Annotated in this window: 21 protein-coding genes; 9 read left to right on the top strand and 12 right to left on the bottom strand. The window is 72.5% G+C overall.

Features of this window, described 5'->3' with window-relative positions; translation table 11 throughout:
* Positions 1 to 34 precede the first annotated feature (34 nt).
* Positions 35 to 583, top strand: coding sequence for an RNA 2'-phosphotransferase (locus ACZ6KF_RS27385; protein ID WP_469240826.1), 549 nt, complete (start codon positions 35 to 37; stop codon positions 581 to 583).
* Between the two features lie 37 nt (positions 584 to 620).
* Here ACZ6KF_RS27385 and ACZ6KF_RS27380 read toward each other — a convergent pair whose 3' ends face one another.
* Positions 621 to 1532 carry an LLM class flavin-dependent oxidoreductase gene (locus ACZ6KF_RS27380; protein WP_356629469.1) on the bottom strand — a complete coding sequence of 304 codons (912 nt, stop codon included), beginning with the start codon at positions 1530 to 1532 and terminating at the stop codon, positions 621 to 623.
* Between the two features lie 97 nt (positions 1533 to 1629).
* On the opposite strand from ACZ6KF_RS27380, the gene ACZ6KF_RS27375 reads away from it, so the two are divergent.
* Positions 1630 to 2520, top strand: a complete 891-nt coding sequence (locus ACZ6KF_RS27375) for an HAD family hydrolase (RefSeq protein ID WP_356629467.1) — start codon at positions 1630 to 1632, stop codon at positions 2518 to 2520.
* Positions 2521 to 2543: 23 nt separating this feature from the next.
* Here the strand turns inward: ACZ6KF_RS27375 and ACZ6KF_RS27370 are convergent, their stop codons facing one another.
* From ACZ6KF_RS27370 to hisC, 5 genes are all read right to left on the bottom strand, one after another.
* Positions 2544 to 3590, bottom strand: a complete 1047-nt coding sequence (locus tag ACZ6KF_RS27370; protein ID WP_469240824.1) for a M23 family metallopeptidase — start codon at positions 3588 to 3590, stop codon at positions 2544 to 2546.
* Positions 3591 to 3739: 149 nt separating this feature from the next.
* Positions 3740 to 7633, bottom strand: coding sequence for a thiol reductant ABC exporter subunit CydD (gene cydD / locus ACZ6KF_RS27365; RefSeq protein WP_469240822.1), 3894 nt, complete (start codon positions 7631 to 7633; stop codon positions 3740 to 3742).
* A 12-nt stretch (positions 7634 to 7645) separates the two neighbouring features.
* The gene (cydB, locus tag ACZ6KF_RS27360) at positions 7646 to 8653 is read right to left on the bottom strand and encodes a cytochrome d ubiquinol oxidase subunit II (protein WP_469240820.1); all 1008 of its coding nucleotides are present in this window, start codon (positions 8651 to 8653) and stop codon (positions 7646 to 7648) included.
* A gap of 20 nt (positions 8654 to 8673) precedes the next feature.
* Positions 8674 to 10179 (bottom strand): cytochrome ubiquinol oxidase subunit I, encoded by a 1506-nt coding sequence (locus ACZ6KF_RS27355; protein ID WP_356629459.1) that lies wholly within the window; start codon positions 10177 to 10179, stop codon positions 8674 to 8676.
* A gap of 209 nt (positions 10180 to 10388) precedes the next feature.
* Positions 10389 to 11468 (bottom strand): histidinol-phosphate transaminase, encoded by a 1080-nt coding sequence (hisC, locus tag ACZ6KF_RS27350; protein WP_469158897.1) that lies wholly within the window; start codon positions 11466 to 11468, stop codon positions 10389 to 10391.
* Between the two features lie 423 nt (positions 11469 to 11891).
* Between hisC and ACZ6KF_RS27345 the strand changes: the two genes are divergently transcribed.
* The 3 genes from ACZ6KF_RS27345 to ACZ6KF_RS27335 all read left to right on the top strand — a co-directional run bounded on the left by ACZ6KF_RS27345 (position 11892) and on the right by ACZ6KF_RS27335 (position 15405).
* Complete coding sequence (locus ACZ6KF_RS27345; RefSeq protein WP_356629455.1) at positions 11892 to 12998, top strand: LacI family DNA-binding transcriptional regulator; 1107 nt, start codon at positions 11892 to 11894, stop codon at positions 12996 to 12998.
* Positions 12999 to 13220: 222 nt separating this feature from the next.
* A complete protein-coding gene (locus ACZ6KF_RS27340) occupies positions 13221 to 14342 on the top strand; it encodes a metallophosphoesterase (RefSeq protein WP_356629453.1) in 1122 nt (373 codons plus the stop codon).
* A gap of 193 nt (positions 14343 to 14535) precedes the next feature.
* Complete coding sequence (locus ACZ6KF_RS27335) at positions 14536 to 15405, top strand: hypothetical protein (RefSeq protein WP_356629451.1); 870 nt, start codon at positions 14536 to 14538, stop codon at positions 15403 to 15405.
* A 200-nt stretch (positions 15406 to 15605) separates the two neighbouring features.
* Here the strand turns inward: ACZ6KF_RS27335 and ACZ6KF_RS27330 are convergent, their stop codons facing one another.
* Together ACZ6KF_RS27330 and thiC are read right to left on the bottom strand one after the other, a co-directional pair.
* Positions 15606 to 17081, bottom strand: a complete 1476-nt coding sequence (locus ACZ6KF_RS27330) for a VWA domain-containing protein (protein WP_469240817.1) — start codon at positions 17079 to 17081, stop codon at positions 15606 to 15608.
* Positions 17082 to 17202: 121 nt separating this feature from the next.
* Entirely contained in the window at positions 17203 to 18999 is a 1797-nt protein-coding gene (gene thiC / locus ACZ6KF_RS27325; protein WP_469240815.1) for a phosphomethylpyrimidine synthase ThiC, read from the bottom strand.
* Positions 19000 to 19253: 254 nt separating this feature from the next.
* On the opposite strand from thiC, the gene ACZ6KF_RS27320 reads away from it, so the two are divergent.
* The gene (locus ACZ6KF_RS27320; RefSeq protein ID WP_469240813.1) at positions 19254 to 20891 is read left to right on the top strand and encodes a YibE/F family protein; all 1638 of its coding nucleotides are present in this window, start codon (positions 19254 to 19256) and stop codon (positions 20889 to 20891) included.
* A gap of 143 nt (positions 20892 to 21034) precedes the next feature.
* On the opposite strand, the gene ACZ6KF_RS27315 is transcribed toward ACZ6KF_RS27320, so the two are convergent.
* The 4 genes from ACZ6KF_RS27315 to ACZ6KF_RS27300 form a co-directional block, all read right to left on the bottom strand.
* Positions 21035 to 21472, bottom strand: coding sequence for an SsgA family sporulation/cell division regulator (locus ACZ6KF_RS27315; protein ID WP_356629443.1), 438 nt, complete (start codon positions 21470 to 21472; stop codon positions 21035 to 21037).
* Positions 21473 to 21570: 98 nt separating this feature from the next.
* Positions 21571 to 22305: an IclR family transcriptional regulator gene (locus ACZ6KF_RS27310; protein WP_469240911.1), complete on the bottom strand. Its 735-nt coding sequence runs from the start codon at positions 22303 to 22305 to the stop codon at positions 21571 to 21573.
* A gap of 407 nt (positions 22306 to 22712) precedes the next feature.
* Positions 22713 to 22925 carry a DUF5326 family protein gene (locus ACZ6KF_RS27305; RefSeq protein ID WP_356629441.1) on the bottom strand — a complete coding sequence of 71 codons (213 nt, stop codon included), beginning with the start codon at positions 22923 to 22925 and terminating at the stop codon, positions 22713 to 22715.
* Between the two features lie 128 nt (positions 22926 to 23053).
* Positions 23054 to 23371: a cupin domain-containing protein gene (locus ACZ6KF_RS27300; protein WP_356629527.1), complete on the bottom strand. Its 318-nt coding sequence runs from the start codon at positions 23369 to 23371 to the stop codon at positions 23054 to 23056.
* 58 nt (positions 23372 to 23429) lie between these two features.
* On the opposite strand from ACZ6KF_RS27300, the gene ACZ6KF_RS27295 reads away from it, so the two are divergent.
* From ACZ6KF_RS27295 to ACZ6KF_RS27285, 3 genes are read left to right on the top strand one after another with little or no spacing between them, the layout of a single operon-like run.
* Positions 23430 to 23807, top strand: a complete 378-nt coding sequence (locus ACZ6KF_RS27295; protein ID WP_356629439.1) for a phage holin family protein — start codon at positions 23430 to 23432, stop codon at positions 23805 to 23807.
* Between the two features lie 4 nt (positions 23808 to 23811).
* Positions 23812 to 24303: a low molecular weight protein-tyrosine-phosphatase gene (locus ACZ6KF_RS27290; protein WP_356629525.1), complete on the top strand. Its 492-nt coding sequence runs from the start codon at positions 23812 to 23814 to the stop codon at positions 24301 to 24303.
* A complete protein-coding gene (locus ACZ6KF_RS27285; protein WP_469240810.1) occupies positions 24300 to 25439 on the top strand; it encodes a cystathionine gamma-lyase in 1140 nt (379 codons plus the stop codon). The genes ACZ6KF_RS27290 and ACZ6KF_RS27285 overlap by 4 nt, the downstream gene beginning before the upstream one ends.
* The last annotated feature ends 143 nt before the right edge of the window (positions 25440 to 25582 follow it).

The raw sequence follows: 25582 nt of genomic DNA, 5'->3' as shown, positions 1-25582 counted from the left end.
GCGTGATCCACGTCTCATTCGGCACCCTGTCGGGATGGACGAAAGACGCGCCGTGAAGGTGTCGAAGTACCTCGCCAAGCATCTGCGCCACCAGCCCGAGCGGATCGGGCTGGTCCTCGACGAGGGCGGCTGGGTCGGGATCGACGCGCTGATCGCCGCGGCGGCGGCGCACGGGTTCCGGTTCAGCCGGGAGGAGCTGGACCATGTGGTCGCCGCCAACGACAAGAAACGCTTCGCCGTCGAGGGCGACCGGATCCGCGCCAGCCAGGGCCACAGCGTCGAGGTCGACCTCGGGCTGCCACCGGCGACGCCGCCGCCGTTCCTCTACCACGGCACGGTCGCGAGCAGCCTGGACGCCATCCGCGCCGAGGGCCTGCGCCCCATGAGCCGCCACGCCGTGCACCTGTCGGCCGACCGGGAGACGGCGACCCGGGTCGGCGCGCGCCGGGGCCAGCCCGTCGTCCTCACCGTCGACGCCGCCGCCATGCACCGTGCCGGCCACGTCTTCCACGTCAGCGCCAACGGCGTCTGGCTGACCGACGCGGTTCCGGCCCGCTACCTGCGCTTCTCCGAGCCGCACTGACCCGCCCTGCGGGTCCGGCCGCCGGGTCTCCAAGGGCTCAGCCCAGCTGGGCGAGCGCCTCCGTGGCGATGCGCTCGAAGACGGTCTCGTCCGCGGCGAAGTCCGAGTCGGGAATCGGCCAGTGGACGACGAGCTCGTCGAAGCCCAGGTCACGGTGGCGGCCGGCGAAGTCCACGAACGCGTCCAGGGACTCCAGGGGACGGCCCCGGTCCGGGGTGAACCCGGTGAGCAGGATCCGGTCGACCGAGTCCGCGTCCCGGCCGGTCTCCGCGCACGCCTTGCCGAGCTTCTCCACCTGGTCGCCCAGGGCCTGCCGGGACTGCTCGGGCGTCCCCGACTCGTACAGCCGGGGATCGCCGGTGGTCACCCACGCCCGGCCGTACCGGGCGGCGAGCCGCATCCCGCGCGGCCCGGTGGCCGCCACCGCGAAGGGCAGCCGGGGCCGCTGCACACAGCCCGGGATGTTGCGCGCCTCGTGCGCCGAGTAGAAATCACCCGCGTACGACGTGCCGTCCGGGCCGTTCTCGGTCAGCAGCCGGTCGAGCAGGGGGACGAACTCGGCGAAGCGGTCGGCGCGCTCCCGCGGGGTCCACGGCTCCTGCCCGAGCGCGGTGGCGTCGAAGCCGGTGCCGCCCGCGCCGATGCCGAGCGTGATCCGGCCGCCGGAGACGTCGTCCAGGGAGATCAGCTCCTTGGCGAGGGTCACCGGGTGCCGGAAGTTCGGCGAGGTGACCAGCGTGCCCAGCCGCATCCGCTCGGTGACGCACGCGGCGGCCGTCAGCGTCGGCACCGCGCCGAACCACGGCCCCTCCCGGAAGGACCGCCACGACAGGTGGTCGTAGGTGTAGGCGGCGTGGAACCCGAGCTCCTCCGCCCGCCGCCACGTCTCCCGGCCCCCCTCGTGCCAGCGGCGGTAGGGCAGGATCACGGTGCTCAGGCGCAGACTCATGCCCCAGAGCCTACGGCGGCCTCCGGCGGGGCCGGGAACCGCGCACACCATCGGTATTCACTCAGCTGTGCGCAGTCCCGCACGGGCGTGCGGGCATATGCGCGAGAATGGCCGGGTGACCTCAGCGACCAGACAGCCCGAGACCCCGGCCCCCACGATCCCGCCCCGGCTGATCGCCACCGACCTCGACGGCACCCTGCTCCGGGACGACAAGTCGGTCTCCCCGCGCACGGTCGCCGCTCTGGCCGCCGCCGAGCGGGCCGGCATCGAGGTCTTCTTCGTCACCGGCCGCCCGGCCCGATGGATGGACGTGGTCAGCGATCACGTCCACGGTCACGGCCTGGCCATCTGCGGAAACGGCGCCGCCGTGGTCGACCTGCACGGCGGCCCGGGCGCCCACCGGTTCGTGAAGGTGCGCGAACTGGCGCGCGAGAACGCCCTCGACGCCGTACGGCTGCTGCGCGAGGCGGCGCCCGGGACCGTGTACGCGGTCGAACAGACGTACGGCTTCCATCAGGAGCCCGACTACCCCAGGCTGCACATGGAACGCCCGGACGTCTGCGCCCCCGCCGAGGAGCTGCTCGGTCCCGGCGCGCCCGCCGCCGACGAGCCGGTCCTCAAGATCCTCGCCTACCACCCCGCCATCGACCCCGACGCCTTCCTCACCCTCGCCCGCCTCGCCCTCGGCGACCGCGCCAACGTCACCCGCTCCAGCCCCAGCGCCCTGCTGGAGATCAGCGGCCCCGGCGTCTCCAAGGCCAGCACGCTCGCCCTGTGCTGCGCCGAGCGCGGCATCTCGCACGAGGAGGTCGTCGCCTTCGGCGACATGCCGAACGACCTGGAAATGCTGACCTGGGCCGGGCGCTCGTACGCGATGGGCAACGCCCACCCGGACGTGCTGGCCGCCGCCTCGGGGCGGACGGTCGCCAACAACGACGACGGGGTGGCGGTCGTGATCGAGCGGCTGGTGGCGGAGCGGCAGGGCTGAGGAAACGTTCTGTCGACCGGGCGTCACAGCCGCACGCCGCGTGCGGCCAGCCACGGCACCGGGTCGACACCCGAGCCGAGGTGCGGGGTCACCCGCACCTCGAAGTGCAGATGCGGGCCGGTGGAGTTCCCGGTCGAGCCCGACAGCCCGATCCACTGCCCCGGCCGCACCCGCTCCCCCTGGTCCACGGCGACCGACGACAGATGGGCGTACTGCGTGTAGTAGCCGCCCGGATGCCCGACCACGACCGCGATGCCGAAGGCGCCCCCGCACGACACCGCCGCCACCCGGCCCGCGCCGACCGAGCGCACCGGCGTGCCGACGGGCACGGCGAAGTCCTGCCCGGTGTGCCGGTTCGCCCAGCGCGCGCCGCCGCTGCCGAAGCCCGCGGACATCGCGTACGTCTCCACCGGCGCGACCCAGTCCTCGGCGAGCGTCGTCGGCGGCTGGTCGAGCCGGACCGCGCCACGGCAGCTGCCCGCGGCGGCCGACGCCGCGGCCTCCCCCTCCAGCCGCCGCCGTGCCTCCTCCAGCTTGCGCTCGATCGTCCTCCTGACCTCCGCCAGCTCGGCGTTGCGCCGCTCCAGCTCCTGCCACTCGGCGGCGGCCCGCGCCTCGTCGGCGGCGAGCCCGGCCTCCGCACGGCGGCTGTCCTCGATCGCCTTCTCCACCGCCTGATCGGCCTGCGAGACGACCCGCTGCCGCCGCATCAGCTCCTCGGGATCGTCCGCCAGCAGCATCCGCGCGGTGAACGGCAGCCCGCCCCCGGTGCGGTACTGGGAGCGGGCGATCCGGCCCAGGTCCTCGCGCAGCACTCCCAGCTCCCGCCGCTGCCGGTCGAGGAGTTCCTCGTACCGCCGCGCCCGCGCCCGCTGCGCCTCGGCCTCGCGCCGCCCCTCCTCGTACCGCTGCGTCGCCACGGCCGCTTCCTCGTACAGCCGCGCCACCTCCGCACCGGCCCCGGGACCGGCACCGCCCGCGGGTGCCTCGCCGGCCGGCCTGGCCGCGAGCACGGCGAGCGCGCACAGCAGCACCGGAACGATCAGGAGACGGCGGCGGGATGAGCGCATGTCAGCGATCGTGGCCCGCGCGGGGCGCCCGCGGCCTGTTCACGTCGTACGCATGGGGGACACCGCGGCCCTTATGGGGGACCTTCGGCGTGTCGGGGGCCCGCTTTTGACGCCCCGTCGGCTCTGTCTCGTCCGACGCCCCGTCGGCTCTACCGCGCGGCCACGAGCAGATCCGCCTCCGCCTCCCGTGCCGCCATCGCCCGCAGGGGCCCGTCGACAGCGATCAGCTCCGCGTACGTGCCCCGCTGCACCACACGCCCGCCCGCCAGCACGATCACCTCGTCCACCGCCTCCAGGCCCGCCAGCCGGTGGGTGACCAGCAGGGTGGTGCGGCCCTCGGTGGCGGCCAGCAGGTCGGCGGTGAGGGCGTCGGCGGTGGGCAGGTCGAGGTGCTCGGCGGGCTCGTCGAGGACGAGGACGGGGAAGCCGGCGAGGAGCGCACGGGCCAGCGCGAGCCGCTGCCGCTGCCCGCCGGACAACCGCGCCCCGTGCTCGCCGACGAGCGTGTCGAGCCCTTCGGGCAGGCTGTCGGCCCACTCCAGCAGCCGGGCCCGGGCGAGGGCGGCGCGCAGTTCCGCTTCGGTGGCCCCGCGGCGGGCGAGGAGCAGGTTCTCCCGCACCGAGCTGTCGAAGAGGTGCGCGTCCTGTGCGCACAGCCCCACGAGTCGTCGCACGTCGTCGCCGTCCAGCGCGGACGCGTCCACGCCGCCCAGCGTGTAGGAGCCGGCGTCCGCGTCCAGGAACCGCAGCAGCACCTGGGCCAGCGTCGTCTTGCCGGAGCCGGACGCCCCGACGACGGCGACGCGGCGCCCCTCCCGGAGGGTGAGGTCGACACCGGCGAGCGCGTCCCGGTCCTGCCCCGCGTGCCGTGCGGTCAGGCCCTTGACGACGAGCGGGAACGGAGCGGCGGGCGCCTGCCGGGGACGCTCCGGCTCGCGCACCGGCGCCGGGGCGTCCAGCACCTCGTACACGCGCTCGGCGCTGTGCCGTACCCGCTGCCGGAACCGCACCGCGACGGGCATCCCCAGCACGGCCTCGAAGGCGGCCAGCGGCGTCAGTACGACCGCGGCCATCGCGACGCCGCTCAGCCGCCCGGCGGCGACCGCCTGCGCGGCCACCAGTGCGGCGGCGGTGACCGTCAGGCCGGAGACCAGCGCGGTGAGGCCGTCCCCGACGGCGGTGGCCGTGGCCTGCCGTGACGCGATCCGGGTCAGCTCGGCGTCGGCCCGCCGGGTCTCGGCGGTACGGGCGGGCAGGGCGCCCGCGACGGTCAGTTCGGCGGTGCCGGTGAGCAGGTCGGCCACGCGCGTCGCCAGCACCCCCCGCGCGGGGGCGAGCCTTCGCTCCGCCCGCCGCGCCACCACGCCGGTGACCAGCGGCACGCCCGCCCCGGCCGCGAGCAGCCCGACGGCGAGGACGGCCCCGGCCTCGGGCAGCAGCCGACCGGTGAAGGCGACGGAGGCGACGGAGACGGCGACCGCCGCGCCGGCCGGCAGCAGCCAGCGCAGCCAGTAGTCCTGGAGGGCGTCCACGTCGGCGACCAGCCGGGACAGCAGGTCGCCCCGGCGGGTCCGGCGCAGCCCGGCGGGCGCCAGCCGTTCGAGCCGCCGGTAGACGGCGACCCGGGTGTCGGCGAGCATCCGCAGCACGGCGTCGTGCGACACCAGCCGCTCGGAGTACCGGAACACCGCGCGGCCGATGCCGAAGGCCCGCGTGGCGGTCACGGCCATCATCAGATACAGCACGGGCGGCTGCTGCGACGCCCGGGAGATGAGCCAGCCGGACGTGGCCATGAGGCCGACGGCGCTGCCGAGGGCGAGACTGCCGAGCAGCAGGGCCAGGCCCAGCCGGCCGCGCCGGGCGCCGGAGAGGGCGCGGACACGGGCGAGGACGCCTCGCACGGCGGGGGCCGCGGGCCCGCTCGCGTCCGGTTCCGGCCCGGCGTCCGGCAGGAGGCCCGTCGCGGCGGGCTGTACCGCACCCGGCGCGGGCCGCACGGAGGGCGGATCGGCAAGCCCAATCGGCTCCTGGACCGCCGCGGCGCCCGGCCGGAGACCCGTCCCGGCGAACCGCACCTCGGCCCGCGCGGGCCGCACGGAGGACGGGGCAACCGGCCCGGTCGCGTCCAGGTCGAGCCCCGCACCCGGCAACAGACCCGTCTCGGCACGCCCCAGCGCAGCCGACACCGGCCGCACGGAGCGCGGGGCGGCAGGGTCCGGGACCGGCCCGGCGCCCGGCAAGAGGCCCGTCCCGGCGAGCCGTGCCTCGGCCCGCGCGGGCCGCGCGGAGGGCGGGGCAACCGGCCCGGTCGCGTCCAGGTCGAGCCCCGCACCCGGCAACAGACCTGTCCCGGCACGCCCCAGCGCAGCCGACACCGGCCGCACGGAGCGCGGGGCGGCGGGGGAGCCGGTGCCGTCGAGGCGTACGACCCGGTCGGCCGCGGCCAGCAGCGCGGGCCGGTGCACCACCAGGAGCACGGTCCGCCCGGCCGCCAGCCGCCGTACCGCCGCCACGATCTCGGCCTCGGTCCGCCCGTCGAGCGCGGCCGTCGGCTCGTCCAGCAGGAGCACCGGACGGTCCGCGAGGAACGCCCGCGCGAGCGCCAGCCGCTGCCGCTGCCCGGCGGACAGCCCGGTGCCGTCCTCGCCGAGCGGGGTGTCGGCGCCCCGGGGCAGGGCGTCGACGAACTCCAGCGCGCCCGCGTCCGCGAGGGCCCGGCGTACGGCGGCGTCGTCCGCGTCGGGGCGGGCCAGCCGGACGTTCTCCGCGATCGTCCCGGCGTACAGGTGCGGGCGCTGCGGCACCCAGGCGATCCGGGACCGCCACTGTTCGGGGTCGACGTCGGCGAGATCGACTCCCCCGGCACGCACCCGGCCCCGGACCGGCTCCACGAAGCCCAGCAGCACGTGCAGCAGCGTCGACTTGCCCGCTCCGCTCGGCCCGACCAGCGCGACCGTCTCCCCGGCCTCGACCTCGAACGACACGTCCGACACGGCGTCGGCGGTCCGCCCGGGGTAGCGGACCGTCACGCCCTCGAAGGAGAGCGCCGGCGCGCCCGAGGGAGCGGCACCGGCGCCGGCAGCCGGGACGGGCGTCTCCAGCACCTCGAAGATCTCCTCCGCCGCCGCCAGCCCCTCGGCCGCCGCGTGGTACTGCGCGCCCACCTGCCGCAGCGGCAGATACGCCTCGGGGGCGAGGACGAGGACGACGAGGCCGACGTAGAGGTCCATGTCGCCGTGGACCAGCCGCATGCCGATGGTCACGGCGACCAGCGCGACCGAGATCGTGGCGAGCAGTTCGAGCGCGAAGGACGACAGGAACGCGATCCGCAGCGTCCGCATCGTCGCCCGCCGGTACTCGCCGGTGATCCGCCGGATCGACTCGGCCTGCGCCTTGGCCCGGCCGAACACCTTGAGGGTCGGAAGCCCCGCGACGACGTCCAGGAAGTGCCCGGACAGCCGGGACAGCAACCGCCACTGACGGTCCATCCGGGACTGCGTGGCCCAGCCGATCAGCATCATGAAGACCGGAATGAGCGGCAGCGTGCCCGCGATGATCGCGGCGGAGACCCAGTCCTCGGTGACGATCCGCGCCAGCACCGCCACGGGCACGACCACGGCGAGACCGAGCTGGGGCAGATAGCGGGAGAAGTAGTCGTCGAGGGCGTCGACGCCGCGCGTGGCGAGCGCGACCAGCGAACCGGTGGGCCGACCGGCGAGCCATCCGGGTCCGAGCCGCGCGGCACGCTCCAGCAACCGGCCGCGCAGCTCCGACTTCACCGCCGCGCTCGCCCGGTGGGCGGCGAGTTCGGTGAGCCAGGAGACCACCGCCCGGCCACCGGCGACCGCCACCAGCAGGAGCAGCGGAGTGCGCAGTTCCCCGGCGGTCATGCCGTGCTGGAACGCGCCGACCACGATCTCCGCGATGAGCATCGCCTGCGCGACGACCAGCCCGGCGCCGACGGCGCCCAGGCCGACGACCGCCACCAGGAAGAGACGGGTGGCGCGGGCGTACCGAAGGAGCCGGGGGTCGATTGGTTTCACGTGAAACACACCTCAGTGCGCGACGTCGGGAGCGATGTGCTGGGTGCCGATCCGCTTGCGGAACACCCAGTAGGTCCACGACTGGTAGAGCAGGACGATCGGCGTGGCGATCGCCGCGCACCAGGTCATGATCTTCAGGGTGTACGGGCTCGACGAGGCGTTGGTGACCGTCAGGCTCCAGCTCTCGTCGAGCGACGACGGCATGACGTTCGGGAAGAGGGACAGGAAGAGCATCGCCACGGCGGCCACGATGGTCAGGCCGGACAGGGCGAACGCCCACCCCTCGCGCCCGGCCCGGACCGCGTTCAGCGCGGCGAGCAGTGCACCTGCGGCCACCACGAGGGCGACCAGGCTCTTGGCGTCGCCGCTGTGGACCTGGGTCCACAGCAGGAAGAGCACGGCCACGCCGGTGGTGACGGCGCCGACCTTCAGGGCCAGCGCGCGGGCGCGTTCCCGGATCTCCCCGACCGTCTTGAGCCCGACGAACACGGTCCCGTGGAAGGTGAACAGCGTCAGCGTCACCAGCCCGCCGAGCAGGGCGTAGGGGTTGAGGAGGTCCCCCAGCCCGCCGACGTACTCGAAGTCGGCGTCGATCTTCATCCCGTGCACGATGTTGCCGAAGGCGACGCCCCACAGGAACGCGGGCAGCAGCGAGGTCCAGAAGATCGCCGCCTCCCAGCGGCGCTGCCAGCTCTCCTCGGGCCGCTTGACGCGGTACTCGAAGGCGACGCCGCGGACGATCAGGCAGAGCAGGATGGCGAGCAGGGGCAGGTAGAAGCCGGAGAAGAGGGTGGCGTACCACTCGGGGAAGGCGGCGAAGGTGGCCCCGCCCGCCGTGAGCAGCCAGACCTCGTTGCCGTCCCAGACGGGGCCGATGGTGTTGATCAGCACCCGCTTCTCGGGCCGGTCGCGGGCCAGCAGCCGGGTGAGGATGCCGACTCCGAAGTCGAAGCCCTCCAGGAAGAAGTAGCCGGTCCACAGGACGGCGATGAGGACGAACCAGACGTCGTGCAGTTCCATGACTGTGCGGCTCCCTCGGCCTAGTAGGAGAAGGCCATCGGCTTGTCGGCGTCACGGACGTCGCCGCCGATCTTCGTGGGCGGGTTGAGGTCGGCCTCGGTCAGCTCCGGCGGGCCGGCCTTGACGTACTTCACGAGCAGCTTGACCTCGATCACGGCGAGGACGGCGTACAGCAGCGAGAAGGCGATCATCGAGGTGAGGATCTCGGCCTGGGAGACGCCGGGGGAGACCGCGTCGCGGGTCTGCATCACGCCGTAGACGACCCAGGGCTGGCGGCCCATCTCGGTGAAGATCCAGCCCCAGGAGTTGGCGGCCAGCGGGAACGCCATGGTCCAGAGCGCGAGCAGCCAGTACGTCCGGGTGAGCCGGGCGCCGAGCGGCTTGCGCAGCAGCACCAGACGCGGCACCTCGTCCTCTCCGGTGCGCAGGGCGGCGGGCAGCAGGAACCGCTTCCTGGTCAGCCACAGCCCCAGCAGGCCGAGGGAGAGGGAGACCATGCCGAAGCCGATCATCCAGCGGAAGCCCCAGTAGGCGACGGGCACGATGGGCTTGTAGTCGCCGGGGCCGAACTGCTCCTGGAGGGCCTTGTTGGTGTCGTGGATGCCCGGCACGTACTCGTCGAAGTCGTTGTGGGCGAGGAAGGACAGCAGGCCGGGGATCTCCAGGGCCACCTTGTTGTGCCCCTCGTCGACGTCGCCGTAGGCGAACAACGAGAAGGGCGCCGGCCCCTCGCCGTCCCACAGCGCCTCGGCCGCGGCCATCTTCATCGGCTGCTGCTCGTACATGACCTTGCCGAGGCTGTCGCCGCTGACCGCGGTGAGCAGTCCGCCGACGGCCAGCGTGACCAGGCCGAGCCGCAGGGAGGTGCGCATCTCCGGGATGTGGCGCCTGCGCATCAGGTGGAAGGCGGCGATGCCCACCATGAAGGCGCCGCCGGTCAGGAAGGCCGCCGAGAAGCTGTGGAAGACCTGGTTGAGCGTGGTGTTCTGGGTGAGGACCAGCCAGAAGTCGGTGAGTTCGGCGCGGCCCTTCTCCTCGTTGATGCGGTAGCCGACGGGGTGCTGCATCCAGGAGTTGGCCGCGAGGATGAAGTACGCCGACAGCAGCGTGCCGACCGAGACGAGCCAGATGCAGGCCAGGTGGACGCGCTTCGGCAGCTTGTCCCAGCCGAAGATCCACAGGCCGATGAAGGTGGACTCGAAGAAGAAGGCCAGCAGGGCCTCGAAGGCGAGGGGCGCGCCGAACACGTCGCCGACGAAGCGCGAGTAGTCGGACCAGTTCATGCCGAACTGGAACTCCTGCACGATGCCGGTGACGACGCCCATCGCGATGTTGATCAGGAAGAGCTTGCCCCAGAACTTGGTCGCCCGGAGGTACTTCTCCTTCCCCGTGCGCACCCAGGCGGTCTCCAGGCCGGCCGTCAGCGCGGCGAGGGAGATCGTCAGGGGGACGAACAGGAAGTGGTAGACGGTGGTGATCCCGAACTGCCATCGCGCCAGGGTTTCCGGCGCCAGAGCCATGTCCACGTCGTCGCCAATCTCGGGTGAAAACAGACACGCTTGTGAACGCGTTCACATTCACAAGCAATTATGACCTACTGCTTTTCAGACCCGGAAGGGGGGTCCGGTGTGACGTCAACCCCTTGGACGCGACCACATGGCGGCCACATGACGCCGAGGCCGCCGGCCTGCCTCACGGCGGGCCGGCGGCCTCGGATTCCAGCGGGTGGCGGGGGTCAGGACTCCTTGCGGAACGCCTCCGCAGCCTTCAGGAAGATGTCGTTCGCCTCGGTCTCCCCGATCGTGACGCGCACGCCCTCGCCCGGGAACGGGCGGATCACCACGCCCGCCTGCTCGCACGCCGCCGCGAAGGCGGTCGTGCGCTCCCCCAGCGACAGCCAGACGAAGTTCGCCTGGGTGTCCGGCACCGTCCAGCCCTGCGCGCGCAGCCCGTCGAGCACACGGTTGCGCTCGCACACCAGCGAGCCGACCCGGCCCAGCAGCTCGTCCTCGGCGCGCAGCGAGGCGACGGCGGCCTCCTGGGCGAGGTGGCTCACGCCGAACGGGACGGCGGTCTTGCGCAGCGCCGCCGCGACCGGCTCGTGGGCGACGGCGAAGCCGACGCGCAGACCGGCGAGGCCGTACGCCTTGGAGAAGGTCCGCAGGACGCAGACGTTCGGGCGGGTGCGGTACAGCTCGAGGCCGTCCGGCACCTCGGGGTCCCGGACGAACTCGCGGTACGCCTCGTCCAGCACGACCAGCACGTCGTCCGGCACCCGGTCGAGGAAACGCTCCAGCTCGGCCCGGCGGACGGCCGTGCCGGTGGGGTTGTTCGGGTTGCAGACGAAAATCAGCCGGGTCCGCTCGGTGATCGCCTCCGCCATCGCGTCCAGGTCGTGCACGGCGCCCGGGGTCAGCGGCACCTGCACGGGCGTCGCCCCGCTGATCTGCGTGATGATCGGATAAGCCTCAAAAGAGCGCCAGGCGTAGATCACCTCGTCGCCCGGTCCCGCGGTCGACTGCAGCAGTTGCTGGGCGACACCGACCGAACCGGTGCCGGTGGCGAGGTGGGAGACCGGGACGCCGAAGCGTTCGGACAGCTCGTTCATCAGCCCCGTGCACGCCATGTCGGGGTAGCGGTTGAAGGACGAGGCGGCGGCCACCACGCTCTCCAGCACGCCGGGCAGCGGCGGATAGGGGTTCTCGTTGGAGGACAGCTTGTAGGCCACCGGGCCGTCCGCCGCGGCCGGCTTGCCCGGCTTGTAGGTGGGGATCCCCTCCAGCACCGCGCGCAGCTTGGGGCTCGTCTCGCTCACCGCAGTCCTCCTCGCGATCACCGGCGGCCCCTGAGCGGCGCCGGCTTCCAATACTTCTCACCTTATGAGGATTCGGCTCCGCACTGAACAGGCCGGAACCCGCTCGTCCGGCCCCACCGCACCGGCATCATGGGCATCACGGCAGGAAGGCGTACGAATCGAGGGGCGCGCTACACATATATCTATGCGCCGGTGGCTTGCGCCGTGGCGCGCGTCCCCCGTACAGGTGAGTTGAGACCTCTTCGAAACATCGGGGGCTCGACAGGCCCATGAGCGCGGATAGGTCACCTCCTGCACCAGAGAACGACAACATCCTTTCATTCCAAGGCAGTTGACAGGTCATAACCTTGCAGAAACGTGCCTGTCAGTGGGTGCATATGCGTCCGCGCTACCCCGTCCTCTGCGCCCTACTATCGGCTCGCCATGACAGCAGCAGGGAAGCACCAGGTGAGCCGCGCGGAAACCTCACGTCGAGGCAGTCGGCCGGGCCGGGCGGGCATCAGAGACGTTGCCGCCGCCGCCGGGGTCTCCATCACGACCGTCTCCGACGCCCTCAACGGAAAGGGCAGGCTCCCGGACGCCACCCGACGCCACGTCCGTGAGGTCGCCGACCGACTGGGCTACCGGCCCTCCGCCGCCGCCCGGACCCTCCGTACCGGCAAGTCGGGGCTGATCGGCCTGACCGTGACCACGTACGGGGATGAACCTTTCACCTTCACCGAGTTCGCGTACTTCGCGGAGATGGCCCGCGCCGCCACCTCGGCCGCGCTCGCCCGCGGCTACGCCCTCGTGATCCTCCCCGCGACCTCGCGCCACGACGTCTGGTCCAACGTCGCCCTGGACGGCACGGTCGTCATCGACCCCTCCGACCAGGACCCGGTCGTCAGCGAGCTGGTCCGCCAGGGGTTACCGGTCGTCTCCGACGGCCGCCCGGCCGGCTCGCTCCCGGTCACGGCCTGGGTCGACAACGACCACGAGGCCGCCGTCCTCGGCATCCTCGACCACCTGGCCGACGCCGGCGCCCGCCGCATCGGCCTGCTGACGGGCACGACCACCGACACCTACACCCATCTGTCGACCACCGCCTACCTGCGCTGGTGCGAGCGGGTGGGCCAGGACCCGGTGTACGAGGCCTACCCGGCGCACGACCCGTGCGCGGGCGCCGTCGCCGCCGACCGGCTGCTCGCCCGGCCCGACCGGCCCGACGCCGTGTACGGCCTGTTCGACCCCAACGGCACCGACCTGCTCGCCGCCGCCCGCCGCTACGGACTGCGCGTCCCGGACGACCTGCTGCTGGTCTGCTGCAGCGAGTCCACCGTGTACGCCAGCACCGAGCCACCCGTCACCACGCTCTCCCTCAAGCCCCGGCGCATCGGCACGGCCGTGGTCCAGCTGCTGATCGACGCCATCGAGGGCGTCGACTCCGACCAGCCGGTCGAGCAGGTGATACCCACCGAGCTGATCGTGCGGACCTCCTCCCAGCGCCGACCACCGCGCACCACGGTCAGCCCGCCGAGGTCACCCGAATAGGGAAGGCCCGACGGCGGCGACGGCCCCGTCCGGGTCGGGAACGGAGGCCGGCCCGGCAGGGAAAGCCCTGCCCAATCGGGGCGAAAGCCGCGGTGAACCGGAGTCCGGCTCCGATTCACCACCCCTGGGTCATCACACAGCGCGATCCGCATTCCTATGATGGGCGCACGGCACCGCGGGCCGTTGCGACCAGGCAGTCACGAGCGGTGCAGATGCGGCGCGATGGTGGAGGGGTCGATGACTCAGGGGGCCGGTCCCGGACCCGAGGTGGAGCGGACGGCGACGTTGCGCGACTTCCGGGTGCCCGCATACGTCCACGAGACCGGCCCGTACGTCCACGGCGCCCACCCCGGCGAGACCGCGGCCGCGGCGCCCGTCCCGGCGCCCGTGCCCGTCGCCGAGCCGGTGGACCCGCCGGACGGGTACACCCCCACCCGGCGCGACCTGCCGGTCATCAACCGCGGTGACACGGTTCAGGTGACCGTCGACCCCGCCGCCGCGCCGGTCGCCCAGCCCGCCGCCGGACCCGGCCCGCTGTTCGTCGTCGGCGACGTCCACGGGTACCTCGACGAACTCGTCGCCGCACTCCAGGAGAAGGGCCTGATCGACGCCGCCGGCCAGTGGTGCGCGGGCACCGCCCGGCTGTGGTTCCTGGGCGACTTCACCGACCGGGGCCCCGACGGCATCGGCGTCATCGACCTGGTCATGCGGCTGTCCGCCGAGGCCGCGGCGGCCGGCGGCTACTGCAAGGCCCTGATGGGCAACCACGAGCTGCTCCTGCTCGGCGCCAAGCGGTTCGGCGACACCCCCGTCAACTCCGGCGCGGGCACCGCCACCTTCCAGGCGGCCTGGCTGCTCAACGGCGGCCAGAAGACCGACATGGACCGTCTCCAGGACCACCACCTCCAGTGGATGGCCCGTCTCGACGCGCTCACCGAGACCGACGGCCACCTGCTCGTCCACTCGGACACCACGGCCTATCTCGACTACGGCGACTCCATCGAGGCCGTCAACGACAACGTCCGCGAGACCCTGACGCGCAACGACGCCGACGAGGTCTGGGACCTGTTCCGCAAGTTCACCAAGCGCTTCTCCTTCCGCGACGAGGGCGGCGCCGACGCCGTGCGCTCCCTGCTCGATACGTACGGCGGCACCCGCATCGTTCACGGCCACAGCCCGATCCCGTATCTGCTGGGCGAGGTCGGCTCCGAGGACGGCGAGGACACCTCCGGGCCCACGATCGAAGGACCGCACGTCTACGCCGACGGGCTCGCCATCGCGATGGACGGCGGCGTGACCATGGCCGGAAAACTGCTGGTCCAGCAACTGCCCCTCGACATCTGACCCTTCACCGGCACCCCGGACCGGCGGTCCCGCGCCGCGCGCGACGGCGCAGGCCACGACCCAATTTCCGGAAACCCCCTGTCACGGCACGCCGTGACCGCTCTACCATCGGCTTATCCGTAGCAGGCTCCCCTCCGTTTCTGCCCGACGGCTCGTCAGCGTGCGAGCCCCAAGCCCTACGGAGCATCGGGGGATGCAGATGAACAGCGTTCCGCAGCACCTGCTGAGCGAGGACCGCCAGGAGTACGTGCGGCTCCTCGATGAGGCGCTGCGCTCCGCACCACACCGCCCGGGACCGGCCATGGCAGGACAGCGGCCGACCCACGAACAACTGCGCGCCCTGGCCCTCGACGCCACCGCCCTCATCACGGCGGCCGCGGCGACCGAGTACCAGCACTACGTGAAGGTCCGCGAGGAACTGCGCCGCCCGGCGCCGTCCACCCCGTCGTCCGCGCGGGAGTCCGGCTCCGGCGAACCGGGCTCCTCCGCGGTGGGGCTCGCCACCACCATGGGGGAGGCCGCCGAGGCCGCCGGCGCCGGCGCCGGCGCCGTCGTCGCGGTCCTCGCGCCCGTCCTGGCCGGCACGGCCGCGGCGATCTTCCTGATCGTCGGCTACGTCCTGAGAATGCTCTCGCCCGAACCGGCGTTCGCCGACACCCTGCTCACCGCCGGGTGGGCGTTCGGCGGCATCACGGCGGTCGCGATCCTGGTCGCGGCGGTCGCCCTGCTGCGCACCGCCCTGCGCAACCGGCCCACCCCCGCGTCGCGCGCCCAGGACCGGCTGAACGAGGAGGTGGCCAGGGCCAGGGAAGCCTGGCGCGCGTCCCTGCTCGAGAACGGCATCCTGCCGTTCCTGCGCGAGGCGCTTCTCGCCGAGCCCGGACCGGCCGCCCGGCAACCGGCTCCGCCCGCACCGACGACCAGCCGGATACCGCACCTCGGTTACGGCCGTCCCGGCTTCACCAGCCCGGGCGGCGGCCCGGCGACCGGGACCCGGCCCAGCTACTCGAGCCCGGACTACAGCAGCCCGGACTTCGGGGGGCCGGAACACCAGCCGGAGTAGCCGCGGCACTGCGCGACCGCGACGGCGTCGCACGGATACGGCGTCGTCATGGCACGACGTCGCACGGCTGGGGCGTCGTATGGCTGGGGCGTCGCACGGCCACGGCCGCTCGGGCCCGGTTCACGCGCTCCCTCCCCCTGCGGAGGCCCGGAGGCTCACCCGAGGCTCCGCGTCGGGGTGGGGGCGCCATCGGGTGCCCTTCAGATGATGCCCGCCTGGCGTGCGGCCGTGATCCACAGCGGGAACTCGGACAACAGGCGGTCGTACAGCTCCTGGTCCGGCACGGTACTGATGTCGTCCACGGCGAAGAAGCCGACGTTGTCGACGCGCCGGCCCGGCAGGGCGTCGAACCGCTCCAGCACCCCGTAGTTGGCGCGGCCGAGCCCCACGAACTGCCAGAAGACCGGCTCCTCCACGGCCTCGCGCAGCTCACGCTCGATCTCGGCGTTGCGGTAGACGCCGCCGTCGGAGAAGAACAGCACCAGCGTGGGCGCCGCCGCCGGGTTGTCCCGGACGAACCGGCGCACCTCGGCGATGACCTTCTGCTCCTCGTTCTGGATGCCGACGTCCCGCATGTCGACCTGGCCCTCCACCAGCCCCTTCTTCCGGCCGCGACGGCGGAACAGGCTCATCTCGCCGACGCGCACGTGCAGCCGCAGCCACTCGGGAAGCTCGCCCAGCCGCAGGTCCGGCAACCGGGCGGGGTTCGAGGCGAACGTCCAGGCCTGCATCTCACCGTCGTCGTCCAGCTGCGCGGCGACCGCGGCCATCCGCTCCACCACGTCGGCGACGGTGCCCTTGGAGTAGAGGAACGACATGGACCCGGAGGCGTCGAGGACCAGCACGACGCGCGCGGTGACGCCGGTCGCGCCGTGCTTGCGCAGGCTGACGGCGACCTGCTCCTTGCGCAGAGAGAGCCGCTTGCGCATGTCGACGGGGAGGTGCTCCTCGCCCTTGGTGAGGCGGGGTGGGGTGGTGGGAGGGACCGTGGGGTGAGGGGTGGCGGCGGGCGGGACGGGCCTCGGCGGGGCGGGCGGAGGCGGCGTGGCCGGCCGGGTCGGGGTCGGCGCGGGCCAGGCGGCCGACCGGGGGTCGACGGGCGGTGCCGACGGGGCGGGGGCCGGAGCGGGCGGGGCCGCCGGGGCGTCGTCCACGGTGATGCCGAAGTCGGTCGCGAGGCCCGCGAGGCCGGAGGCGTATCCCTGGCCCACCGCGCGGAACTTCCACTTGCCCTGCCGCCGGTACAGCTCCCCGCCGATGAACGCCGTCTCCGGTCCGGCCTCCATGTCGAACCGGGCGACCTCGCTCCCCGACCCCGCGTCGAGCAGCCTCAGCGACAGCCCCGGCACCTGCCCGAAGGTCCCGCCGTCGGCCGACGCGCACAGCACGATCCGGTCGACGGCCGGCTCCAGCGAACGCAGGTCGACCTCGACCGTGTCGGTGGCGTTGCCGCCGGCACTCCGCTTCCCGAGGTGCGTCACGGCGTTGGACGCGTGCCGGGGCTGGTTGTAGAAGACGAAGTCGCCGTCGTCCCGCACCCGCCCCGCCTCCGTGAGCAGCAGGGCCGAGGCGTCGACGTCGGGCACGCCGGGGCCGCCGGACCAGGCGAGTTCGACGCGCACCACGGGGGCGTCGACGGGAAGGTTGGAGCCCTTGCTCATGGATTGCACGGTCATGCCCCCAGTCTCGCCGAGCCCGCCCCGCCCTGGGGAGGGCGGGCGTCGGCGAAAACGGGCGGCCGTCGGCACCCGGACGTCAGTCCGCGGACCATCGGCCCCCGGACATCGGACCCGGACGTCAGTCCGCGATCGGCAGGTACACGCGGTTGCCCGCCGCCGCGAACTCCTGCGACTTCCGCGCCATGCCCTCCTCGATCTCCGCCCGGTTGCCGCCGTGCTCACGGCGGATGTCCTGGGAGATCTTCATCGAGCAGAACTTCGGCCCGCACATCGAGCAGAAGTGCGCCGTCTTGGCCGGCTCGGCCGGCAGCGTCTCGTCGTGGAACTCCCGGGCCGTGTCCGGGTCGAGGGCCAGGTTGAACTGGTCCTCCCACCGGAACTCGAACCGCGCGTCGGACAACGCGTCGTCCCACTCCTGCGCGCCCGGGTGCCCCTTGGCGAGGTCTGCGGCATGGGCGGCGATCTTGTAGGTGATCACGCCGGTCTTGACGTCGTCCCGGTTGGGGAGGCCCAGGTGCTCCTTCGGGGTGACGTAACAGAGCATGGCCGTGCCCCACCAGGCGATCATGGCGGCGCCGATGCCGGAGGTGATGTGGTCGTAGGCCGGCGCGACGTCCGTCGTCAGCGGGCCGAGCGTATAGAACGGAGCCTCATCGCAGATCTCCTGCTGAAGGTCGATGTTCTCCTTGATCTTGTGCATCGGGACGTGGCCCGGGCCCTCGATCATGCTCTGTACGTGGAAACGCTTGGCGATCCGGTTGAGTTCCCCGAGCGTGCGCAACTCCGCGAACTGCGCCTCGTCGTTGGCGTCCGCGATGGAGCCCGGCCGCAGGCCGTCGCCGAGGGAGTACGTGACGTCGTACGCGGCGAGGATCTCGCAGAGTTCCTCGAAGTTCTCGTAGAGGAACGACTCCTTGTGGTGCGCCAGGCACCACGCCGCCATGATCGAGCCGCCGCGCGAGACGATGCCTGTCTTGCGGTTCGCGGTGAGCGGCACGTACGCGAGGCGCACACCCGCGTGCACCGTCATGTAGTCCACGCCCTGCTCGGCCTGCTCGATGACCGTGTCCTTGTAGATCTCCCAGGTCAGCTCCTCGGCCCGGCCGTCGACCTTCTCCAGGGCCTGGTAGAGCGGCACCGTGCCGATGGGGACGGGGGAGTTGCGCAGCACCCACTCGCGGGTGGTGTGGATGTTGCGGCCGGTGGACAGGTCCATGACCGTGTCGGCGCCCCAGCGGGTCGCCCAGGTCATCTTCTCGACCTCCTCCTCGATGGAGGACGTCACCGCCGAGTTGCCGATGTTGGCGTTCACCTTCACCAGGAACCGCTTGCCGATGATCATCGGCTCGATCTCCGGGTGGTTGACGTTCGCGGGCAGCACGGCCCGGCCCGCCGCGATCTCCTCGCGCACGACCTCGGGCGAAACGTTTTCGCGTACGGCCACGAATTCCATCTCGGGCGTGATCTCGCCCCGGCGGGCGTACGCGAGCTGGGTGACCGCCTGCCCGTTCCGGCCGCGGCGCGGCTGGCGGGGCCGGCCGGGGAAGACCGCGTCGAGGTTGCGCAGCCCGCCGCGCGGCGAGGTGTGCTTGATGCCGTCGTCCTCGGGACGGACGGGACGGCCCGCGTACTCCTCGGTGTCGCCGCGGGCGACGATCCAGTTCTCCCGCAGCGGCGGCAGGCCCCTGCGGACGTCGGTGTCGACCAGTGGGTCGGTGTACGGGCCCGAGGTGTCGTAGAGCGTGACCGACTGCCCGTTGCTGAGATGCACCTGACGGACCGGCACCCGCAGGTCGGGGCGTGAGCCCTCGACGTACGCCTTGTGCCAGCCGATGGACTTCCCGGCCTCCCCGTCGGACGTTCCAGGGGTCTGGGTCCGCGTGGAGGCAGGCGTGCGTGCGTCCTTGTTGGTCATGAGACCGATCTCCCTACGCCGGCATTACCCGGTAACAGGTTCGGCGGTCGACGCAGCGGCTTCCGCTCGGCGGTGTCTCATGGGAAACATCACGCGTGGTGCGTGACGTTCCACGTGAAACATCGCGAAGACGGAGGTCAGCGCCCTCTCAGCCCGGTGCTCCGAGCTCCCGCGTGTACAAAGGTGCCCCCACGCTAGCGTCAATTCGGGCGCGGTGAACAGAGGGCCCCGGTCGTTCTTGCGATGATCGGGCGGTGACCACGAATCAGCAGCCTCCGTTCCCGCCGCCCGTACCCCCACGCGGAACCGGCCCGGGCGACACGGGCCTGACCGCCAGGTCCGCCTTCGGCCCCGGGCAGGGGGGAGACCCACAAGGACAGGGCGGGGCCTCCGGGCGCGGCGGGGGTGGGTTCGGCGGGTTCGGCGGGAGTGGGCACGGCGCGAGTGACGGTCGCGGTGGCTCGGGGCACGGTCACGGTCACGGTGGTGACGGTGACGGCGGCGGCCACGGTGGTGGACGCGGTGGTGAGCAGGGGGGCGGGCGCGACGGCGGCCACGGAGGTGGACACGGCGGGGGGCACGGCGGCCACGGGCATTCGCACAGCCACGCCCACGGGCCCGCCGCCCCCGTCTCCCTGCATCTGCGCAAGGTGATCGCCGCCGTTCTCATCCCCTTCGCCGCGGCCGTGCTGGTAGGGCTCGCGGTCCTGTGGCCGGGCGGCGCCCCGCCGCACGAGCGCACCGGCGTCGGCTTCGACCGGCAGACGCAGCGGGCCACGGTCACCGAGATCGAGGAACTGGACTGCGGTTCGGTCAACGCCTCGGCCGACACCCCGACCGGCGACACCTCCACCGCCGAGGGCTCTTCGGCGCAGCAGCAGGCCAACGGCACCTGCAAGCGGGCGACGATCCGGATCGACACCGGCGAGGACAAGGGCCGTACGTTCACCGAGATCGTTCAGCCCGACCAGTCACGGCAGTTGCACGAGGACCAGGAGGTCGTGGTCGCCTACGAGCCGTCCGCGCCCGAGGATCTTCAGTACTCCGTCACCGACGTGAACCGCCGGTTCCCGATGGCGCTGCTCGCCGGCGTCTTCGCGCTCGCCGTCGTGGTCGTCGGGCGGCTGCGCGGCGTCATGGCGCTGCTGTCCCTGGCGATCAGCTTCATGGTGCTGAACTTCTTCATCCTCCCCGCCATCCTGCAGGGATCGAACCCGCTGGTCGTGGCGGTGATCGGGGCGAGCGCGATCATGCTGATCGCCCTGTATCTGTGTCACGGCCTGTCCGCCCGCACCTCGGTGGCGGTACTCGGCACGCTGATCTCGCTGCTGCTGATCGGCGTCCTCGGCTCGCTGTTCAACGGCTGGGCCGCCCTCACCGGCAACACCGACGACAACACCGGCCTGATCCACGGCCTGTATCCGACGATCGACATGAGCGGCCTGCTGCTCGCCGGCATCATCATCGGTTCCCTCGGCGTCCTGGACGACGTCACGGTCACCCAGACCTCGGCCGTGTGGGAACTGCACGGGGCCAACCCGACGATGGGCTGGCGCGGCCTGTACCGGGCGGGCATCCGGATCGGCCGCGACCACATCGCCTCCGTGGTCAACACGCTCGTCCTCGCCTACGCGGGCGCCGCCCTGCCGCTGCTGCTGCTGTTCTCGATCGCCCAGAGCAGTGTCGGGACGGTCGCCAACAGCGAGCTGGTCGCCGAGGAGATCGTGCGCACGCTGGTGGGATCCATCGGCCTGGTCGCGTCGGTGCCGGTGACCACGGCGCTGGCGGCCCTGGTGGTGTCGGCCGACCGGTCCGGCGGGGCGCCGACGACGCAGCCGGGCGTCGCGGCCCCGGCGACGCGGACCGGCAAGGGACGCCGTCGTAAGCGCTGAGGCGGCGCACCGGCACAGGGCGCCGCCTGCGCACTTGAGCGGCGCCGCGCCCCACGAAGCGTTACGCCACCGCCAGTTCCGGCGGCGGTGTTCCGACGGCGGCGTTCCAGCGGCGGTGCTCCGGCGGCGGTGCCCCGGCGGCGTCAGCCCGCGCTCTGCTCCTCCGCCAGGATGCGGTCCAGCGCCTCGTCGAGGTGGGCGTCGAAGTCGGCGAGCGCCCCCTCCTGGCCCAGCGGCACCAGTTTGTCGGTGCGGTCGAGGAACGCGACGAGCGGCGCGGCGGAGGAGCGGAACAGGGCGTGGTCGCTCCCGACCTGAAGCCGGATCAGGACGTCGCCCAGCGTCTCCGCCTCGACCGGCGCGACCCGCACATCGCCCTCTCCGCAGGGCCGGCCCACGCCGTCGATCAGCAACTCCCGCCCGAACGCCCAGGTGACCGGGGCATCACCGGGCAAATGGAAGGTCAGCCGCACGGCGTAGGGATCACATGTCTCATAACGCAGCTCCACCGGGATGCGGAAGGAGAGCTCCTCGGACACGAGAAAGCTCATCATGACTTCTGCCTGTACGGTCTCGCGCATCGCTTACCCCGTCGTTCGCCGTCGACTGGCCGGGAATGGACCTCGAATACTGATGACATCTTGCTGAACGTGCCCATCAGATCACAAGGAGTGAGTTTTCAGATACTGATAGAGGGCGTGATCTGCTCGATCAGACGGCCGATCTCCCGCTGGAGCTGTCGCGCCGCGGCCAGAAGCCGATCGGCCTGCCGGTGAGGGAGCGAGAGGGCGAGGGCCCCGACCGTGTCCCCCATGGTGAGGGGGACCGCCGCGCAGACCGTCCCGAGCGCGTACTCCTGATGCTCGATCACCGGCCCGGTGCGGCCGACGCGGTCGAGGCGTCGTAGCAGCTCATGGCCGTTCGGGACGGTGTACGGGGTGAGCGGCCGCACGGGATGGCGGTCGAGGTGGTCACGCCGGGCGGCGTCGTCCAGTTGGGCGAGCAGGCACTGGCCGAGGGCGTGCGCGTGGCCGGTTTCCCGGAAGTCGGCCCATTCCCGCCCCGCCGGACGGCCCGGACCGTCGCTGACACAGAGGACCTGGATTTCACCCTCGCGGTACGTCGCGTAGTAGACGGGCGCACCGATCGAATCCCGCCAGCGGGCCAGGACGTCGCTCACGGTGGTGCGACGTTTCTGCTGTGCTCCGCGGCGGCCGAGCCGCTCGGCCGCCTCCCCGAAGAAGAACAGCCCCCGGTCGCGGCGCAGATAGCCCTCGTGCACCAGCGTGCGCAGCAGGTGGTAGGCGGTGGGCAGCGCGAGGCCGGTCTCGCGGGCCAGTTGTTTGGCGGGAGCGCCGTGCTGATGCCGGGCGACGGCTTCCAGCAGGCGCATCGCCCGCTGCACGGATCCGATGAGCGTCGTGGAGCGGTCCGGGGGCGGCGGGGCCGCGGGGCGGCGCTGCGCAGGGGCGCCCGTCGGGCGGCTGCGCCCCGGTGCCGCCCTCGGCGCGGAGGGCTGTTCGGGGGGCCGGACGCTCAGCGTCGGTTCCGGGAGGGCGTGCCGGGCGGGGAGGAGGGATGCCGGGGATCCTGCGGGTGCGGTGTCAACCGTGGCCAAGGGTCGCTCCCGAAGCGCGAGAGGGCAGCCCGTGCGGGGAACACGGGAGGGGGGAGTACGGGGTGTGCGCCACGCGCGGGTGTTCCCGCGTCGAGTTCCGGACTCTAACCCTCTGCCACCGCTCACACGCCGCCGGTGCCGAAAACTTCCCCCGGCCGAGGGAACCGGCGCGTCCTGTTACCGGTTCCCGTCACCCGCACCCCTCACCAGTCGTTACGCGACGACGAGTTCGTCGTGAACTTCCTGACGACGTAGATGAGTCCGCCGACCAGCGCCACGAACACCAACACCTTGAACAGCAGGCCGATCACGAAGCCGACCACGCTGGCGATCAGTCCGCCGAACACGACCAGGGCGATGACCGGCACCGCGATCCACTTAACCCACCACGGCAGACCCGCGAAGATCTCTCGCATCGCCCTCGTCCTTCTCTGTGGTTCTCGGATGTCCTGCCTCGATGCTAGGCGGGCACGGGGGGCCGGCGGGGGTCCCGCGCCCCTTGTCCTCCCCTGACCGTTCCCCTAGGGAACCCCGAGACGGCGGATCAGCTCTCGGGGGGAGAGAACACCACGAGAACCCGCAGATCCTCGCTGATGTGGTGGAACTTGTGGGCCACCCCGGCCGGCACGTAGACGACGCTGCCGCGGGCCACCTGGGTGGTCTCCAGGCCGACGGTGATCGCCGCGCGGCCGCTCACCACGAAGTACACCTCGTCCTGGGCGTGCGGCTGCTGCGGGTCGTGGTCCCCCGCGTCGAGCGCGTACAGGCCGACCGACATGTTCCGCTCCCGCAGGAACTGGAGGTAGGCGCCGTCGTTGGCGGCCCGTTCCGCTTCCAGTTCGTCCAGCCGGAATGCCTTCATCGTTTCGTCGACCTCGCGCCCGTACTCGTCACCGATCTCGTCTGCCACGATCAGACACATGATGAATTTCCTAGTCAAGACGCTCGCCAACGCGGGGGCCCTGGCGGTCGCGGTCTGGCTGCTGGACAGGATCACGCTGACCGGTGACGGCACCGCGAAGAAGGCGGGCACCCTGCTCGTCGTCGCGCTGCTCTTCGGCGTGGTGAACTTCCTGGTCAAGCCGGTGGTCAAGCTGCTGAGCCTGCCACTGCTGATCCTCACGCTCGGCCTGTTCACGCTGGTCGTCAACGCGCTGATGCTGCTGCTGACGTCCTGGCTGGCCGACGAGTTCTCCCTGAGCTTCCACGTCGAGGGCTTCTGGACCGCCGTCCTGGGCGGCCTGATCGTCTCGGTCGTCTCCTGGGCGCTCCACCTGGTCCTGCCCGACGGTGACTGAGCCGATGACCTACCGCGTCTGTTTCGTGTGCACCGGCAACATCTGCCGCTCCCCGATGGCCGAGTCCGTCTTCCGTGCCCGGGTGGCCGAGGCGGGGCTCGACGGTCTGGTCGGGGCCGACAGCGCCGGCACCGGCGGCTGGCACGAGGGCGACCCGGCCGACCCGCGCACCGTGGCGGTCCTCGAAGCGAACGGCTACGCCGGCGAGCACGTCGCCCGGCAGTTCCAGCCGTCGTGGTTCTCCCGCCTCGACCTCGTCATCGCCCTCGACACGGGCCACCTGCGCGCGCTGCGCCGCATCGCGCCGACGGAACAGGACGCGGCGAAGGTGCGGCTGCTGCGCTCCTACGACCCCGCGGCGGGCGACGACCTCGACGTCCCGGACCCGTACTACGGGGGGATGGACGGCTTCGAGGAGTGCCTTGAGATGGTGGAGGCGGCGAGCGACGGTCTGCTCGCCGCGGTACGCGAGCAAGTGGAAGGACGAGCGGCATGAACGATTCCGCTGCATACGACGGCGACGGCACGCGCGCGGTGCGTGCGGGGCTTCCGGAACCGGTGAAGCACGAGCCGACCCTGCCGGGACCGGTGTTCGCCGCCCACTTCCACCTGCCCGGCGAGGCCGCGGGCCCGTACACCTACGGCCGCGACGAGAATCCCACCTGGACCCATCTGGAGCGGGCGATCGGGGAACTGGAGGCGCCCGGGCAGGACGGCGTCGAGACGCTCGTCTTCGCCTCCGGCATGGCCGCCATCTCCTCGGTGGTCTTCTCCCAGCTGCGCGCGGGCGACGCCGTCGTGCTGCCCGGCGACGGCTACCAGGTGCTTCCGCTGGTACGCGCGCAGCTGGAGGCGTACGGCATCGAGGTGCGCACCGCGCCCACCGGCGGCGACGCCCAGCTCGACGTCCTCGACGGCGCGAAGCTGCTGTGGATCGAGACGCCGTCCAACCCCGGGCTGGACGTGTGCGACGTGCGGCGGCTGGCCGACGCCGCCCACGCGCGCGGTGCGCTGGTGGCCGTCGACAACACCCTCGCGACCCCCCTCGGACAGCGCCCGCTGGAACTGGGCGCCGACTTCTCGGTGGCCAGCGGGACCAAGCAGCTGACCGGGCACGGCGACATCCTCCTCGGGTACGTCACCGGCCGCGCGGGCGACGCGATGACGGCCGTACGCCGCTGGCGCAAGATCGTCGGAGCGATCCCGGGGCCCATGGAAGCCTGGCTCGCGCACCGGTCGATCGCCACCCTCCAGCTGCGGGCGCACCGGCAGAACGCGACGGCGCTGGCCGTGGCCGAGGCCCTGCGCGACCGGCACGAGGACCTGGCCGTGCGTTATCCGGGTCTGCCGGACGACCCCTCCCACGAGATCGCCGCGCGGCAGATGCGGGGCTTCGGCTGCGTGGTGTCCTTCACGCTGCCCTCACGCGCGCGTGCCGACCGTTTCCTCGAGTCCCTGCGCCTCGTCGACGACGCGACCAGCTTCGGCGGGGTGCGCTCCACGGCCGAGCGGCGCGGGCGCTGGGGCGGCGACGCGGTGCCGGAGGGCTTCATCCGGCTGTCGGTCGGCGCGGAGGACCCCGAGGACCTGATCGCCGATGTGCTGCGGGCCCTGGACGAATCGGCGAAGTGACCGTCCCGGCGGATGCCGTCGGGTGGTTCGGCGTGCGGTCCGGCGTGGGGGGGGGGGGAGGGGGGGGGAGGGGGAGGGGGGGGGGTGGGGGGGGGGGGGGGGGGGGGGGGGGGGGGGGCGCGAGGGGGGGGGGGGGGATCCGG

Source organism: Streptomyces sp. NPDC046379, from assembly GCF_055587785.1.
Note: the sequence above shows the minus strand (reverse complement) of the source record. Positions and strands in the feature narration are given on the sequence as shown.